The organism is Onishia taeanensis (assembly GCF_013349955.1).
Taxonomy (GTDB): Bacteria; Pseudomonadota; Gammaproteobacteria; order Pseudomonadales; family Halomonadaceae; genus Onishia; species Onishia taeanensis_B.
On record NZ_JABVXC010000006.1, the window covers coordinates 153,042 to 167,675 of the forward strand.

16 protein-coding genes are annotated in these 14,634 nt (G+C 62.9%); 11 read left to right on the top strand and 5 right to left on the bottom strand.

The window, feature by feature from the left end; genetic code table 11:
- Window positions 1-297: 297 nt before the first annotated feature.
- Complete coding sequence (glsB, locus tag HUS66_RS09555) at window positions 298-1,239, top strand: glutaminase B (protein ID WP_175070672.1); 942 nt, start codon at window positions 298-300, stop codon at window positions 1,237-1,239.
- Here glsB and HUS66_RS09560 read toward each other — a convergent pair.
- Complete coding sequence (locus HUS66_RS09560; protein ID WP_175070673.1) at window positions 1,231-2,115, bottom strand: LysR family transcriptional regulator; 885 nt, start codon at window positions 2,113-2,115, stop codon at window positions 1,231-1,233. The two genes, glsB and HUS66_RS09560, sit on opposite strands and share 9 nt — an antisense overlap.
- Window positions 2,116-2,215: 100 nt before the next feature.
- On the opposite strand from HUS66_RS09560, the gene HUS66_RS09565 reads away from it, so the two are divergent.
- Window positions 2,216-2,719, top strand: coding sequence for a lactoylglutathione lyase family protein (locus tag HUS66_RS09565; RefSeq protein WP_175070674.1), 504 nt, complete (start codon window positions 2,216-2,218; stop codon window positions 2,717-2,719).
- Between the two features lie 167 nt (window positions 2,720-2,886).
- Here HUS66_RS09565 and HUS66_RS09570 read toward each other — a convergent pair whose 3' ends face one another.
- Window positions 2,887-3,441, bottom strand: coding sequence for a carboxymuconolactone decarboxylase family protein (locus HUS66_RS09570; RefSeq protein WP_175070675.1), 555 nt, complete (start codon window positions 3,439-3,441; stop codon window positions 2,887-2,889).
- Window positions 3,442-3,643: 202 nt separating this feature from the next.
- Here HUS66_RS09570 and HUS66_RS09575 point away from each other — a divergent pair, with 202 nt between their 5' ends.
- The gene (locus tag HUS66_RS09575; RefSeq protein WP_175070676.1) at window positions 3,644-4,264 is read left to right on the top strand and encodes a TetR/AcrR family transcriptional regulator; all 621 of its coding nucleotides are present in this window, start codon (window positions 3,644-3,646) and stop codon (window positions 4,262-4,264) included.
- Window positions 4,265-4,315: 51 nt separating this feature from the next.
- Here the strand turns inward: HUS66_RS09575 and HUS66_RS09580 are convergent, their stop codons facing one another.
- On the bottom strand, window positions 4,316-5,371 hold the full coding sequence (locus HUS66_RS09580) for a GlxA family transcriptional regulator (RefSeq protein ID WP_175070677.1): 1,056 nt from the start codon (window positions 5,369-5,371) through the stop codon (window positions 4,316-4,318).
- 122 nt (window positions 5,372-5,493) lie between these two features.
- On the opposite strand from HUS66_RS09580, the gene tmpA reads away from it, so the two are divergent.
- The 4 genes from tmpA to HUS66_RS09600 all read left to right on the top strand — a co-directional run bounded on the left by tmpA (window position 5,494) and on the right by HUS66_RS09600 (window position 9,088).
- Window positions 5,494-6,624, top strand: a complete 1,131-nt coding sequence (gene tmpA, locus HUS66_RS09585) for a 2-trimethylaminoethylphosphonate dioxygenase (RefSeq protein ID WP_175070678.1) — start codon at window positions 5,494-5,496, stop codon at window positions 6,622-6,624.
- A 26-nt stretch (window positions 6,625-6,650) separates the two neighbouring features.
- Entirely contained in the window at window positions 6,651-7,223 is a 573-nt protein-coding gene (locus HUS66_RS09590) for an HD domain-containing protein (RefSeq protein ID WP_175070717.1), read from the top strand.
- Between the two features lie 141 nt (window positions 7,224-7,364).
- Window positions 7,365-8,309 carry an ABC transporter substrate-binding protein gene (locus HUS66_RS09595; protein ID WP_425340082.1) on the top strand — a complete coding sequence of 315 codons (945 nt, stop codon included), beginning with the start codon at window positions 7,365-7,367 and terminating at the stop codon, window positions 8,307-8,309.
- The gene (locus tag HUS66_RS09600; RefSeq protein ID WP_175070680.1) at window positions 8,309-9,088 is read left to right on the top strand and encodes a class II aldolase/adducin family protein; all 780 of its coding nucleotides are present in this window, start codon (window positions 8,309-8,311) and stop codon (window positions 9,086-9,088) included. Before HUS66_RS09595 ends, HUS66_RS09600 begins: the two co-directional genes overlap by 1 nt.
- Window positions 9,089-9,241: 153 nt before the next feature.
- Here the strand turns inward: HUS66_RS09600 and HUS66_RS17955 are convergent, their stop codons facing one another.
- Window positions 9,242-10,462: a hypothetical protein gene (locus HUS66_RS17955; RefSeq protein ID WP_175070681.1), complete on the bottom strand. Its 1,221-nt coding sequence runs from the start codon at window positions 10,460-10,462 to the stop codon at window positions 9,242-9,244.
- A gap of 168 nt (window positions 10,463-10,630) precedes the next feature.
- Here HUS66_RS17955 and HUS66_RS09610 point away from each other — a divergent pair, with 168 nt between their 5' ends.
- Together HUS66_RS09610 and HUS66_RS09615 are read left to right on the top strand one after the other, a co-directional pair.
- The gene (locus HUS66_RS09610; protein WP_092528635.1) at window positions 10,631-11,305 is read left to right on the top strand and encodes a Fe2+-dependent dioxygenase; all 675 of its coding nucleotides are present in this window, start codon (window positions 10,631-10,633) and stop codon (window positions 11,303-11,305) included.
- Between the two features lie 149 nt (window positions 11,306-11,454).
- Window positions 11,455-11,841, top strand: coding sequence for a DUF2237 family protein (locus HUS66_RS09615; protein ID WP_175070682.1), 387 nt, complete (start codon window positions 11,455-11,457; stop codon window positions 11,839-11,841).
- A gap of 52 nt (window positions 11,842-11,893) precedes the next feature.
- Here the strand turns inward: HUS66_RS09615 and HUS66_RS09620 are convergent, their stop codons facing one another.
- Window positions 11,894-12,637, bottom strand: coding sequence for a sulfite exporter TauE/SafE family protein (locus HUS66_RS09620; protein WP_175070683.1), 744 nt, complete (start codon window positions 12,635-12,637; stop codon window positions 11,894-11,896).
- 404 nt (window positions 12,638-13,041) lie between these two features.
- On the opposite strand from HUS66_RS09620, the gene HUS66_RS09625 reads away from it, so the two are divergent.
- Window positions 13,042-13,899 (top strand): ABC transporter substrate-binding protein, encoded by an 858-nt coding sequence (locus tag HUS66_RS09625; RefSeq protein ID WP_175070684.1) that lies wholly within the window; start codon window positions 13,042-13,044, stop codon window positions 13,897-13,899.
- A gap of 63 nt (window positions 13,900-13,962) precedes the next feature.
- Entirely contained in the window at window positions 13,963-14,631 is a 669-nt protein-coding gene (locus tag HUS66_RS09630) for an amino acid ABC transporter permease (RefSeq protein ID WP_175070685.1), read from the top strand.
- Window positions 14,632-14,634: the final 3 nt, after the last annotated feature.

Here is a 14,634-nt window from a genome sequence, read left to right on the forward strand (position 1 = left end):
ATCGGGGATGACGATGTCAGAGCAGTGTTACGTGTTCGCGAGCGAGAGGGGGCTTTCGTTCACGGAGCCTCCTGACGTGGCGAGGGGGCGGATGAAGTGGCCTGCAAGGGCCAGCGGGAATCGGGTAGCCGATTGGAAAAAACCGCGCAGTATAACGACGCGTCGGTCGGTCTTCAAACATCACTGAACGCCCGCTCAATGTCGGAGCCTTGCCGGATCGGCTAGACTGCGCGGCCTTGTGCTGCGTTTCACGCATCTTCTTGTCACTGCTTTAGTCACCAATGGAGCCCTGGCCACATGACCGCCGACCTCGATCACGATGCTCTACAGGCACTGCTCGACCGCCTCAGCACGGACGCCCCCCGCTGCTTCAACGAGGGCAAGGTCGCCGACTATATTCCTGCCCTCGGCGAGGTCGACCCGGATCACTTCGGCATCGCCGTCTGTCATGTCGACGGCCGGGTACAGGTCGCAGGTGACGCCCACACGCGCTTCTCGATCCAGTCGATCGTCAAAGTACATGCGCTGGTACTGGCCATGCAGCGCCTGGCCCCAGAGGAGATCTGGTCGCGGGTCGGCCGCGAGCCCTCAGGCCAGGCCTTCAACTCGATGGTGCAGCTCGAGGTCGAACGGGGCGTGCCGCGCAACCCCTTTATCAACGCCGGTGCGCTGTTGGTCACCGATCTGCTGGTATCGCGCATCGTGTCGACCCAGTACACCCTGCGCGAGCATCTGCGGCGGCTTTCGGGCAGCGACGACGTCGGCTTCGACGAACGGGTCGCCCGCTCGGAGATGGATCACAAGGCCCGCAACGCGGCGCTGGCCTATCTGATGAAGGCCTACGGCAACCTGCATGCCGATGTCGAGACGGTGCTCGACACCTACTTCCATGGCTGCTCGGTGGCCATGAACTGCGTGGAAATGGCCCGCAGCGTGGCCTTCCTGGCCAACCGAGGTGTCAATCCACTGGACGGCAGCCGGGTGGTCTCACCGGTAGAGACGCGCCAGCTCAATGCCCTGCTGCTGACTTGCGGTCTCTATGATGCCGCTGGCGACTTCGCCTGGCGGGTCGGACTGCCCGGCAAGAGCGGTGTGGGCGGCGGCATCATCGCCATTCTGCCCGGGCGCATGAGCATCTGCGTATGGTCACCGCGCCTGGACGGCTACGGCAACTCGATTGCTGGCCGCCATGCCCTCGAGGGCCTGGTCGAAGGCATCGACTTCTCGCCGCTAGGCTGATGGCGCGCTGACTAGCCGGGCCTTGAGCCGTTCGACGGCACGCTGGGCCCGCGCCGACAGCGGCCACTCGGCCCGGTGCAGGAGCCACAGGGTATCGACCACGCCAGGCGCCCCCTCGACGACGCGGATCGTTTCGGGATGCGGGTAGGCCTCCCGGGCGAAGCGCGGCAGCACGCTGAAGCCTAGCCCTCGGGCCACCGGCTCGAGAATCAGGCCGATCTGGTTGGTGAAGCCGTGACGGGGCAGACGCCCAACGCCTGGGTTGCCGGGAAAGCGCCGGCTCAACAGCCGGGTGGCCATGTCATGGCCATCGGGGTGGTCGATGAAGCCGAGCCCGACCAGATCATCCCAGCCTGCGACCTCGGCGCCCGCCGGCACCACCAGCTCCAGCGCCTCCTTGGCAAACAGCGACACCGCCAGACGCGGGTCCTCCGGGCGCTGGGTGGCGAGCCCCAGTTCCGCGCGATTATCCAACACGGCGTCGATGACCTCGGCAGTGGGAGCGAAGCGATGGCGAATGGCGAGCCCCGGCGCCTCGTGCTGCAGCGCCAACAGATGGGGATAGATGGCCAGACCGATACTGCCCGGGGTGATCAGGGATAGCTCGCCCTGACTGGCATCATCACCGGCCAGACGCTGCCGGAGGCGCTGGTCGGCGGCCTGCATTTCCCGCTGATAGTCGAGCAGGGCATGCCCTGCCGGGGTCAGTTCCAGACTGCGCGGCTGGCGCAGCAGCAGCGGCCCGAGCCGGGCCTCCAGGTGCTTGATGTGCTGGCTGACCGCGGCCTGGGTCAGGTCCAGGCGCTCGGCGGCGCGGGTGAAGTTGCCAAGCTCCACCAGCGCCTCGAAGGTGCGCAACCACTGGGGCTGAAGCATAAGCATCTCTTATCGTGATCATAATCGCATGGTGGTTCTGATTATGGCGGTAGAGGCCTAGCATGCAAGGCGTTCACTCAACACAACAGGAGCGCCAGCCATGAGCCAAGTCTACCCTCGCACCTTTTCCCACATCGGTATCTCGGTTCCCGACGTCGAGGCCGCCCTTAAGTTCTACACCGAGGTACTCGGCTGGTACGTGATCATGGAGCCCACCACTATCGTTGAAGACGACTCCGCCATCGGCGTGATGTGCACAGACGTCTTCGGCCCAGGCTGGGGCTCGTTTCGCATCGCCCACATGTCCACCGGCGACCGGGTCGGGGTCGAACTTTTTGAGTTCAAGGGCCAGGAAAACCCGGAGAACAACTTCGAGTACTGGAAGACTGGGGTCTTCCACTTCTGTGTCCAGGACCCGGACGTGGAAGGTCTCGCCGAGCGCATCGTCGCCGCCGGCGGCAAGCAGCGCATGCCGGTACGCGAGTACTTTCCGGGGGAGAAACCGTTCCGCATGGTCTACATGGAAGACCCGTTCGGCAATATCCTCGAGATCTACAGCCACAGCTACGAGCTGACCTATGCCGCAGGGGCCTACGCTTCCTGAGCCGGGCCAAGCCAACGGGCTGACCGTGGCTGAAGGGCGGCCGACCAGGGCCCGCCCACGCAAAAGGCCCACTCCTGAAAAAGGCGGCCCATAAAAGAAGGCCCGCTTAAAGAAGCGGGCCTTTCTTGTTCCTGATCCAGAGCGTTACGTTTTCGCCCAGGCGCAGATCAGCTCACCTTGTGCCATTCGAAGGCCTTGAAAGGCTGGTCGACCGGCGTCTCGGCCAGGTGGTTGGTGTAGTTGCTCATCACCTTCTGGGCGAGGCCCAGCACCACTTCCAGCACCTGGCGCTGGGTGTAGCCGGCGGCCAGGAAGTCATTGACCGCGGAGGCATCGACTTCACCACGATTGCGCACCATGGCCAGGGTAAAGACCCGCAGAGCCTCGAGCTTGTCGGTGGGCAGCGGCGTCTCGTTGCGCAGGGCCTCGGTGATGGCATCGTCGACCTTCATGGACTTGGCGATGGCGGTATGGGCCGGTACGCAATAGTGGCACTCATGCTCGACGTTGATGGTCTGCCAGACCACGGTCAGCTCGTCGGCATCGAAGCTCGAGTCGATAAACAGCTGATGTAGCTGCTGATAGCCCTCGAGCAGGCCCGGCGCCTCGGCCATCACCGCGTGCAGATTGGGGATCATGCCGAAGGCATTGAAGGAGTTCTCGAGCAGCGGCTGGCTTTCCGCGGGGGCCGTGGTCTTGTCATGCAGGGTATAGGAACTCATGTATTACCTCGTTGCCTTGGGTCACGAATCGATGGAGCAAATAAGCGCCGAGCTCATTTTTGAGCGATCACTCAAATCAAGGCATGGCACTACCTGCCGTAGATGTGCCCTCAGGCTAACTGGCCTTGAGTGATCACTCAAGTTAAAATTTGAGCGCTCACTCAAGATTCATCCGGCCGTCTCACGGTCGAAAGGACGCTTCATGCCACGCCAGACTCGCCACGACCGCCAGCATTCCCTGGATCAGGCCCTTGCCCTGTTCTGGCGTAAGGGCTATCACGCCGCCTCGCTCAAGGACCTCGAAGGCGCCCTCGACATGCGCCCAGGCAGCATCTATGCGAGTTTCGGCAGCAAGGAGCGGCTGTTTGGCGAGGTGCTCGCGCGCTATGGCCGCCAGGGACTGGTGGAGCTCGAGCGCACGCTGGCCGCCAATCCCTCGCCGCTGGGCGGTCTGGCCGACTACCTGCGCGCCCTCGGCGGGCTTCGTGACACGCCACGGCCCTGCCATGCCTGCCTACTGGTGAAGACGCTGCTGGAACTCGGAGCACAGGACGCCAACGCCCGTCTCGCCCAAGAGCTGCTGGACGCCATGGAGGCACGATTCACCCAAGCCTTTAAGGCCGCCCGCGAAGCCGGCGAACTGAACGAGCACAAGGCGAACGATCATTCAGCCCAGCAGCCGGCCCGCCTGGCGCGACGCTACCAGACGATGGTCATGGGCCTGCGTGCCCACGCCGAGCGGCCGATCAGCGCCGCCGAGCTCCATGAGCTTGCCGACGACCTCGCTGACGACCTGCTCAGCCTCTGCGCTCGCCGTCATTGAATGAGCCTAACCTATCGCTCTACTCAGCCTCCGGACACGCTGGACGCGAGATCATTGACTTTCCCCATCGGCCTGACGTTCAAGCCTGTGTCCCCGCAGCGCCGTGGCACGGGGCGGCTCACCGAAGCGCTGCCGGTAAGCTCTCGAGAAATGGGCCTGATGCGAAAAGCCAGCCGCATAGGCCGCCTCGGTCACGCTGGAATAGCTATCGGCGAGGATGCGCTGGGCGAGGTCCAGGCGCATGCCGAGATAGCACTGTTTGAGGGTCTCACCGAAGTGGGCGGCGAACTGGCGCGTCAATTGACGCTGAGACTGGCCCGCCAGCCGACAGATCTCAGGAATGTCCAGCGCCTGCGCCAGGTTTGCCTCCATTACCGCCAGGGCGCGCACCACGCTGCGCGGCAGCGACGGATCACCGCGGCGCTCGCGGCTCGCCGCAATGCCCTCGCCTCGCTGGTAGCCGATCTGTCGCCCCACGGCATCGGCCAGTGACGGCCCATAGCGCCGCTCGACCCATGACAGCATCAGGTCGATGCCGGCCGCGCCCCCCGATCCCGTGAGACGGTCATACTCCCATTCGTAGAGCGCCGAGCTTGCCGCAAGCTCGGGAAACTCCTGACGAAAGGCCGGCACACTCTCCCAGTGCATGGCCACCCGATAGCCATTCAGCACCCCGGCCCGGGCCAGAATGAAGGGCGCCGTGTCGAGCCCTCCCAGCCAGGCCCCATGGGCCGCGAGCCGCCTCAGCACCGCCCGATCCTCGGCCTCGACGGTGGCTTCCGGCTCATAGGAGGCCACCACCATCAAACGACTCTCCGAGGCCAGGTGATCTCGCCGAGCATCCTGGCACAAGCTATCGAGCCGCCCATCCACATCGATACGCACGCCGTTGCTGGCCACCACCGCCTGCCCGTCAGAGGACAGCAGCCGCCAGGCGAAGAGGTCACGACCGAACCGGTTGGCGACCCGCAGGGGCTCGAGCAGACAGAACAGCGTCAGCATCGAGAACTTGGGCACCAGCCACACATTAAGGGTGAGCTCAGCATCATCAGGTGCCAGCAACGGGGGCGAATCGGGCCTTACATAGGGCCAAGTGCTATCGGGCATGGGGCCATTTATATCATGAATAAGGCGAAAAAAATCAAATAGCCGTCGTCAGCCGGCGTTAGGGTAAGGCTCTCGCTCTCAAGCAACGGGGCCAGTGGGCCCACAACGGAGAACCCAGTGTCATGAGCATCAGCGGTCACCTCAGCCAGTCAGCCGACGGTCAGCAGCTTCACCTCCACTACGACGGGAAGGATCTCGAGTTGGACGCGCTGTGGCTGCGAGAGCGCGCCCCTGATGCCGACACGCTCGACCCACAGACAGGCCAGCGCCTGATCGAGGCCGCCGACTTGCCGCTGGACCTAGCGATCCTTACAGCCACCGCCGAAGGCGACCGGCTCGACATTCGTTTCAGCGACGGTCACCAAAGCTGCTTTTCTCTCACGACCCTGAACGAAGAAGTTACGCCCAGCGACGAATTCGCCGAGCGGCGTCTGTGGGATTCACGCTTGAGTGATATCCCCCACAGCGCTTTTTCTGCAGCGGTAAACGATGACGGTGCCTTGCTCGAGCTGCTGGAAAACCTACATCGCTTCGGCTTCGTGCGGGTAGATGGGGTGCCTGACGAAGCGGAAGGCATGCAGACTCTGATGGCGCGTATCGGCCCGCTGCGGCGGACCAACTGGGGCGGCGTCGCCGACGTCAAATCGGTCGCCAATGCCTATGACCTGACCATGACCCAGCGCGGGCTCGAACCCCATACCGATAACCCGTATCGCGATCCCATCCCGGGATTTGTCTGGCTGCACTGCCTGGCCAATGCCGCTGGCGGCGGGGATAACACCCTGGTCGACGGTTTCAGCGCGGCGCAGCGCCTGCGCGAGGAAGACCCGGAGGCCTTCGCCTGCCTGACCCGCGTGACGCCGGAGTTTTGCTATCACGACGAGACCACTCGCCTCGAAAGCGAAGGCCCGCTGATCGAGCTCGACGGCCAGGACCACCTGATGCGAGTACGCTTCTCGAACCGTACCGAGCGCGTCTCGGCCAGGCCGGGCGCGGAACTGCGCCGCTATTACGCCGCGCGCCAGGCCTTCTACCGGCTGATCACGTCCGAAGACCTGACCCTGAACATCAAGCTCGAAGCCGGCCAGATGCTGATCATGGACAACTACCGCCTGCTCCACGGGCGCACGTCTTTCCATCTGGAAAACGGCGTCCGTCACATGCGCCAGGGCTACGTCGACCAGGACAGCACCGCGAGCCGTCGCCTGGTGCTGCGTGACCAGCTGTCCACATCGCGAGGAGCCACTGCATGAGCCATACCGCCGACCACTCAGCCACGATGGCTCAAGCCCGCTTTCGGCGCTTCGATGAGAGCCGTCGCGAGGAATGGGCCCTGATCGATTCACACTTCAGGGCCTATCAGGCCGATGCCAGCCGCCGGGTGCTTGTGCACCTGGAACGCCTGCGTGGCGACCACCATGGCTACCCGGTGGACCGCTTTGAACACTGCCTGCAGACCGCGACCCGCGCCCTGCGGGCCGGCGCCGACGAGGAAATGGTGGTCTGTGCCCTGCTGCATGACATCGGCGACGACCTGTCGCCGGCCAATCATGCCGAGATCGCGGCCGGCATCCTCGAACCGTTCATCGACCCGCTGAACACCTGGATGATTCGCCACCACGAGCTCTTCCAGGGCTATCACTATCGCCACTTCTTCGGGCTCGACCCACACGCCCGCGACGCCTACCGCGACCACCCGGCGTTCGAGCGCACCGTGCGCTTCTGTGACGAGTGGGATCAGACCAGTTTCGATAAGGACTACGACACCCTGCCACTCGATGCCTTCGTGCCGATGGTCGAGCGCGTGCTGGCCCGGACGCCCTTCGATGGCCTGCCCGAACTGGTGGATTAATTGGTGGATTAACGGGTGGATCCCCAGACGCGCATAACCTCCAACCCGGTCTTGCGAGGCCAGGGCCGGCTTCGCAAAACCGATGACACCGTGACCGCCAGCCGGCGGCCGGCCAACCGAAAAGGACTCAACGATATGAAAATGTTCCGATTGACCGCCCTCAGCCTGACCCTGCTAGCAGGGCTTAGCCTGGCCGGACAGGCCCTGGCCGCCGCCGGCGACCGTGACGACACCCTGCGGATCGTCGTGCCGCCCTGGCCCGGTGTCACCGTCAAGAGCGAGATGCTCTCCCAGCTCATCGAGCCGCTGGGGTATACCGCCGACAAGCAGGAACTCAGCTCGACGGTGGCTTATCAGACGCTCGGAACCAACGAGAGCGATGTCTTCCTGGCCGGCTGGATGCCGTCTCAGACCACCATCTACGACGCCGCCATGGCCAAGGGCAACATCGTCGATCTGGGCAGCAATATCAGCGGCGCACGCATGGGCTTCGCCGTACCGGGCTATGTCTATGAGGCCGGTATCACCAGCGCCGAGCAGCTGGCGGACCCTGAAGTCGCCGAGCGTTTCGGTTATACCGTCTACAGCATCGAGAGCGGCTCCAACGTGACCGACATGCTGAACAGCGCCATTGAGGCCAACACCTACGGCCTCGGCGACTGGGAAGGCATGTCCTCCTCGACGCCCGGCATGCTCAGCGAAGTCGACGCCGCAGCGAGAGACGAGCGCTGGATCGTGTTCTATGGCTGGACGCCGCACTGGATGGTGCCCGAATACGACAGCCGCATCCTCGACGACCCGGAAAGCGTCTACGGCGCCAATAACGGCCGCAACGACGTCAAGACCATCGTTTCCAAGGCCTACAGCGATGCCAACCCCAACATGCGCCGGCTGCTCGATCAGTTTGCGTTCTCCGCCGACGACCAAAGCGACTTCATCCGCGAATACAGCCTGAAAGAACGTGAACTGGAAGCCGTGGCCCATGACTGGCTGGTCGCACATCCCGAGAAGGTGGCCGAGTTCCTCGAAGGCGTGACGACGCGCGACGGCAAGCCCGCCCTACCCGCCGTGGAGGCCAGCCTGTAATGAGCGCATCGACCCGCACCGCCGAGGAGCAGACCATCCGCCGTGACCTGGCCGCCGCCTACCGGCTGATGGCGCGGGATGGCATGGACGACGGTATCTCGACCCATATCTCGGCACGCCTGCCCGGCGAGCGCTTCCTGCTCAATGCCTTCGGGCTGCGCTTCGAGGAAGTCACCGCCGATAGCCTGGTGACGGTGGACGCCGAGGGTGAGGTGCTGGATGACCCCACCGGGCTTGGCATCAACCCTGCCGGCTTCACCATCCACAGTGCCATTCACGCGGCACGACCGGACGTTGGCTGCGTACTGCATGCCCACACTGTGGCCGGAGTGGCGGTATCCTGCCTGGAGGAGGGCCTGCTGCCGCTCAACCAGTGGGCCATGCAGTTCCACCAGCGCATCGGCTATCACGACTACGAGGGCATTGCCCTGGACCTGGATGAGCGGCGCCGGCTGGTCGCTCACCTAGGGGCGCACAGCGCCATGATCATGCGCCAGCACGGCCTGCTTACCTGCGGCAACTCGGTGGGCGATGCTTTCCTGCGCATGCGCGACCTCGAGCGTAGCTGCCAGACCCAACTGGCGGCTCAGGCCACCGGGCAGACGCTGCGCCAGGCAAGCCTCGAGCTGTGCGATCACGTAGCGAACCAGTACGACAAGTGGAACGACAGCGACTACGGTCTCAAGCTTGCCTGGCGTGCCGAATTGCGCCGGCTAGGGATCGAAGCGCCTGCTCAACCACACCGTGCCCAGGAGGCCACCAACTCCACGGTCGCCTGACCGACGATCCTGGAGGTGAGGGCGAGGGGCCTACCTCCTTCGAATGCCTGACCCCAGACAGCACAAGGCCCGCAACGTCTAGCGTTGCGGGCCTTTCTGTTTGTCCGGGCAGTTTATGCCGGACTCGCTTTGCCGTCGTTGTCGCGTGCCGGCTCAGTAGTCCTTGAGCAGTACTTCGAGGGCAAAGGCGTTGCCTGACAGCTCGCCGAAGCTGACCGCTGGGGTTTCAGGCACGGCAGCGCTAGGCCAGGCAGTCATCATGTCCTCGTAGGCCTCGACCACTTCCGGGTAGGCCGGGCCGTTCGCGGCACTCAGCGTCGCTTCCTGAGCCGTGAGCATCTCACGACCGACCAGCATGAAGCCGTGGCCGTCCTGATATTCGGGACCGTTGACGAACTGCTCACCATCGATGGCCTCGATGTACTCGGCCAGGGCGGTGTTGGTCAGCGCCAGCAGTACCCGGCTCTGGAAGGTAGCGTCCTGCTTGAGAGACGGGTCGATCGCGGCCTGGGCGTCGTGGATCGCCTGGCGCGCCGCTTCATAGTCGTCTTCCAGACCGGACCAAGCGCCGCCTTCAGAAGCTTCTTCGGCCACCTTCATCAAGACCGGCTTGAGGCCCTCGACGCCACGGGCATCCAGACCCGCTTCAAGCGAGGTGTAGTACTCGGCCACGGGATGATAAAAGTGCGCCAGGGCGTTGTCCTTGGCACCGTCACGATACAGCTCGCTGGCAACCCGCAGGTGGCCTTCCATCAGCGCCAGGGTAGTGACGTAGACGCCCGGGTTGGTGGAGGAATAGCTGCTGCCGCCTTCACCACCTTCACCGCCTTCACCACCTTCACCGCCTTCACCGCCTTCACCACCTTCACCGCCTTCGCCACCTTCACCGCCGGCATCGGCACTCAGGTAATCGAAGACACTAAAGGCACTGTTGCCGCCACCTTCACCGCCTTCGCCGCCTTCTCCACCTTCGCCGCTCTCACCACCGTGATGGGCGCCTGACTCACCACCTTCACCCGACTCGCCGCCGTGGTGGCTGCCATGCCCTTCACCGCCTTCACCCGACTCGCCACCATGGTGGGAGCCATGTCCTTCACCACCTTCACCCGACTCGCCACCATGGTGGGAGCCGTGGCCTTCACCGCCTTCGCCGGACTCACCGCCGTGATGAGAGCCGTGGCCTTCACCGCCTTCTCCCGACTCGCCGCCGTGATGGGAACCGTGGCCTTCGCCGCCTTCTCCCGCGCTTTCCATCAGCTGGGCGTCGCTATTGCCGACGGCCTCTTCGTCGCCGCTCGCCCAAGCGGCGCTGCTGGCGCCCAGAAAGACACTAGCTCCGATTCCGACCCATAACTTCGTCCGCGTGTTGGACATGATGATCTCCATGCTGTTGCGCTATCGTATTGTGTGAGAAGCGGCAGCCAGCCCGCAGCAACGAGTGACGTGCGCCTGCCTTGCCCAGGCTGGTAGGATGCCGGCCATTATCCTGAAATACAAACGATTAACATTTGGTCCTGATTTCTCATCTCACCGGAGCCCACCGTGATCCTCTGTATCGCCGACATCCTAACGCCCGAGCTGCTTGAACGGACCCGCGCCACCCTGGCCGAGGTACCCTTCAAGGATGGTCGCGAGACGGCCGGCTGGCATGCCCGCACGGTCAAGCGCAACCAGCAGGCCGATGGCCGCAACCCCGAGGTGGCGGCGCTGCGCGAGGAGCTCACCAAGGCGCTCACTCGCCATCCACTCTTCCAGATGGCGGTGCGCCCGGCGCGCATGAAACCGCTGATGTTCAGCCGCTATGATGTCGGCATGGCTTACGGCAATCACGTCGATGATGCCGTGATGGGCAGCCCCGGCGGCGCCCTGCGCACCGACATCTCCTATACCCTGTTTCTGGGAGACCCCGCCAGCTATGACGGCGGTGAGCTGCTGATCGAGTCCACCGCCGGCGAGCAGACCTTCAAGCTGCCGGCGGGCTCGCTGGTGCTCTATCCCTCATCGAGCCTGCATCGGGTCGAGGAAGTCACCCGCGGGGAGCGGCTCGCCGCGGTGGGTTGGGCGCAGAGTCAGGTGCGCGATCCACGCCAGCGCGAAGTGCTGTTCGACCTGGACACCACCCGTCGCCAGCTCTTCGACGAGAGCGGCAACACCGATGCCTTCAAGACGCTCTCCAAGAGCTACGCCAACCTGCTGCGAATGTGGGTGGAGGTATAAGGGCGGTGTGACGTCTCGAGCGAAGATGCCGTAAGGTTGCACAGGATAGCCCGTCGCCCAGGTGAAGCCTGCTCGAAGCCATTGGGTGCGCCTTTTTGAGAGACCTGTTAAAAGAGCTACTTAAGAGAGCTACCCGCCGAGGACATGCCATGACCGCACCGACGACACCTCAGCGCCCGCGCAACGTACTGGGTGAACCGCTGGCTCCCTGCTGCCACGAGAACGCCAGCGGCTTTTACCGTGACGGCTTCTGCCGGGTGGGCCCCGAGGACATCGGCGTGCACGCTATCTGCGCCGAGGTCACCGAGCAATTTCTGGTCTTCAGCCGCGCCCGGGGCAACGACCTGGTCACGCCGCGCCCGGATGTCGGCTTTCCGGGCCTCACGCCCGGCGATCGCTGGTGCCTGTGCGCCGGTCGCTGGCAGGAAGCGCTTGCCGTCGGACTTGCTCCACCTGTCCTTCTGGCGTCGACCGATCAGCGAGCGCTGGACGTGGTAACGATCGAGGATCTGCGTCGCCACGCGCTGGATGGCTAAATAGACCGGCCTAGCGACGCAGTCGCGGTTTGGCTAATCGCCAGGCAGGCGACTAGGTCAGCGCCTGCCACAGCAAGTTAAGGCCGACGATGAACATCGCCACAATGACCAGCCGAAAGAACAGCGTTTCATTGACGCGACTCTGGAGCCACAGACCGCTGCGTACGCCGGCCCAGGCGACAGGTACCAGCAACAGCGACGCCCAGGCGCTCGTTACGTTCACCTCGCCAAGCCATATGTAGGGACCTAGTTTGATCACGTTGACCACCGCGAACGACACGGCGCAAGTGGCAATAAAGGTCTTTTTAGGATACTTGCGCGGCAGCAGGTAGACGTTGATCGGCGGCGCGCCGGAATGAGCCATAAAGCTGGTAAAACCGCAGACGCTCGCTGCAGGCAGGGCCCAGCGGCTAGAAATGGGCTTTTTGGCAACGGGCTTTAACAGCATATAAGCGGCGAACAGTAGGGTGATTACGCCGAGCACCAGACGCACGCCCTGCTCACTCAGGCTGCCAAATAGCAGCGCTCCTACTCCCACACCGACAAACAGCCCCGGCACGAAGCGCCACACTTCCGCCGTTGCCTGCTTTCCCCACCAGGCCTTCACCGCAAAGACATCCATGACCAGCAGCAGCGGTAGCAGCAGGCCTGCCGCATGAGTCGGGCTGATGGCGAGTGCCATCAGCGGTACCGAGAGCGTGCCGAAGCCCCCGGCAAATCCCCCTTTCGAGACGCCTGTCAGATAAACGGAAAAAACGATCAATAGCCAGGCGACAACGGAGTAATCAGGGAGCATGCCAAGTCCTTAACGGCCCATAATGACACATCGATAAAGCGACGAGTGCTGACAGTATTGCTACGCATGATAATGCCTCACATGGCTGCCGACTGGTACCTCAGTATCAATTAGGCGAGAGACATTCGAGGCCGACTCTTCGCGCATAACAGCAGCGCAAAACAACATTAACTGCATCTTATAAAACACATAGAAAAACTCATTCGCCAAGATGAATCAACACCTTACCCTTAGAAATAAGCGCATTACTTGCTATGTCATTTTATCTACTTATGTATAGGGGAGGTGGGAATTTCACGATAAAGTCACGCAAAGGGCGGCCCATTCTTATTTGACAGCCTAGAAACGGGGCGCTCATATTGTCTCGGCGGAATAATAAAAACTCACCACCAAGCGAGATGATCATGAAAGGAATAACAACATCAATCCTGCCTGCTGTCATGGTGGGCACCATGGTACTCGGCAGCAGTCTGGCGGCCACTGCATACGCACAAGACCCTTACACCGTTGGCGTCGAAGCCTCTTTCCCCCCCTGGGCTTACGTGGAAGGCGGAGAATTCAAGGGCATTGCCATCGACGCGATGGAGGCGATTGCCGAGCAAGCGGGCATCGAGATTGAATTCCAGGACATGCCCTTCCCCTCGCTGATCCCCGCTCTGGCAGCGGAGAAGATCGATATACTCGCCACCGGCCTTACCGTCACCGAAGAACGTAGTCAAAACATCGACTTCACCATCCCTTGGTGGGAAACCAACGACGTCGTGCTGGTACCCGAGGATTCCGACCTCAACGTCTTTACCGCCGTGTGCTGTGGCGCCAAGGTCGGCGTGCAGGGTGGCTCCTCCCAGCAGGCGTGGATGGAAGAGAACGTGCTGAACTCCAGTGACATCGACGTTGAATTGGCCAAATACGACAACTACGTCACGGCAGTGGACGATATGGCGATCGGCCGCATCTCTTCGGTTATCGTCGACGATACGTCCGCTCAGGAGTACATCAACGCCGGCAAGGCCGTGAAGATGGCCGGCAAGATCTACATCCGCGCTCCGCTCGCGCTGGCCGTGGCCAAGGACGATCCTCAGGGCATCCTAGGCGACCTGAACCAGGGCATCATGGCCATCTACGACTCCGGAGAGTGGGGGAAGATTGTCGGAGAGTACATCCCTGGCGTCACGGTGCCTGCCATCCCGGGCCACATGCCAGATTTCGTCGACACCTACCAGAAACCGGTCGCTGGCCTTCCCGAGCTCGGCAACGAATAAACCGATCTGACGGCGGGCACCTTCCAGCCAAGGGAGGGTGCCCGCCACGCAAGGGAAATCGGCATGGATATCTACGACGTACTGCTTCGCGATTTCCCCTTCCTACTGAAGGGGTTGGGCGTCGCCATCGTGCTGTTGGCCGCCCTCTTGGCGATTGGCTTCCTGCTGGGCATGGCGATCTGCCTGATAACACTCTATGGCCCCAAGACACGCTTGGTGCAATGGCCGCTGGTAGTGTACGAGCGCGTCTTCCGTGGCGTTCCCATTATCATCATGCTGTTCATCTTCTTCTACGGTCTCTCCGGCATCGCCGATATCCCGGCCTTTACCGCCGCGATACTGGCCATGGGCCTGCGTTCCGCGGCCTACCAGTCACAGATATTTCGCAGCGCCTTCCAGTCCGTGCCCGCCGGCCAGATGATGGCGGCCAGGGCCATGGGCATGTCCAAGGTCAAGGCGATTCGCCATATTATCTTTCCCCAGGCGGCACGGCATGCGATTGGGCCCTGGACCAACGAGTTCTCCTCGGAAATCAAGGAGACCTCCCTGGCCTATGTCATCGGGGTTGTCGAGCTGACCCGCCAGGCGCACTACATCATCACCAGCACCCAGGGCAACGTGCTGACCGTGTTTGCCGTCGTGGCGCTTTTGTATTTCATCCTCAATCGAGCGGGCAACAGCCTGCTGTACGCCTTCGAACGCAAGCTGGCCGTGCCGGGCTTCGAAAAATAACGC

Coding starts and splice junctions, on each gene's coding strand:
- glsB (WP_175070672.1), top strand. CDS start 298: ATGACCGCCGACCTCGATCACGATGCTCTACAGGCACTGCTCGACCGC.
- HUS66_RS09560 (WP_175070673.1), bottom strand. CDS start 2,115: ATGCTTCAGCCCCAGTGGTTGCGCACCTTCGAGGCGCTGGTGGAGCTT.
- HUS66_RS09565 (WP_175070674.1), top strand. CDS start 2,216: ATGAGCCAAGTCTACCCTCGCACCTTTTCCCACATCGGTATCTCGGTT.
- HUS66_RS09570 (WP_175070675.1), bottom strand. CDS start 3,441: ATGAGTTCCTATACCCTGCATGACAAGACCACGGCCCCCGCGGAAAGC.
- HUS66_RS09575 (WP_175070676.1), top strand. CDS start 3,644: ATGCCACGCCAGACTCGCCACGACCGCCAGCATTCCCTGGATCAGGCC.
- HUS66_RS09580 (WP_175070677.1), bottom strand. CDS start 5,371: ATGCCCGATAGCACTTGGCCCTATGTAAGGCCCGATTCGCCCCCGTTG.
- tmpA (WP_175070678.1), top strand. CDS start 5,494: ATGAGCATCAGCGGTCACCTCAGCCAGTCAGCCGACGGTCAGCAGCTT.
- HUS66_RS09590 (WP_175070717.1), top strand. CDS start 6,651: ATGGCTCAAGCCCGCTTTCGGCGCTTCGATGAGAGCCGTCGCGAGGAA.
- HUS66_RS09595 (WP_425340082.1), top strand. CDS start 7,365: ATGTTCCGATTGACCGCCCTCAGCCTGACCCTGCTAGCAGGGCTTAGC.
- HUS66_RS09600 (WP_175070680.1), top strand. CDS start 8,309: ATGAGCGCATCGACCCGCACCGCCGAGGAGCAGACCATCCGCCGTGAC.
- HUS66_RS17955 (WP_175070681.1), bottom strand. CDS start 10,462: ATGTCCAACACGCGGACGAAGTTATGGGTCGGAATCGGAGCTAGTGTC.
- HUS66_RS09615 (WP_175070682.1), top strand. CDS start 11,455: ATGACCGCACCGACGACACCTCAGCGCCCGCGCAACGTACTGGGTGAA.
- HUS66_RS09620 (WP_175070683.1), bottom strand. CDS start 12,637: ATGCTCCCTGATTACTCCGTTGTCGCCTGGCTATTGATCGTTTTTTCC.
- HUS66_RS09625 (WP_175070684.1), top strand. CDS start 13,042: ATGAAAGGAATAACAACATCAATCCTGCCTGCTGTCATGGTGGGCACC.
- HUS66_RS09630 (WP_175070685.1), top strand. CDS start 13,963: ATGGATATCTACGACGTACTGCTTCGCGATTTCCCCTTCCTACTGAAG.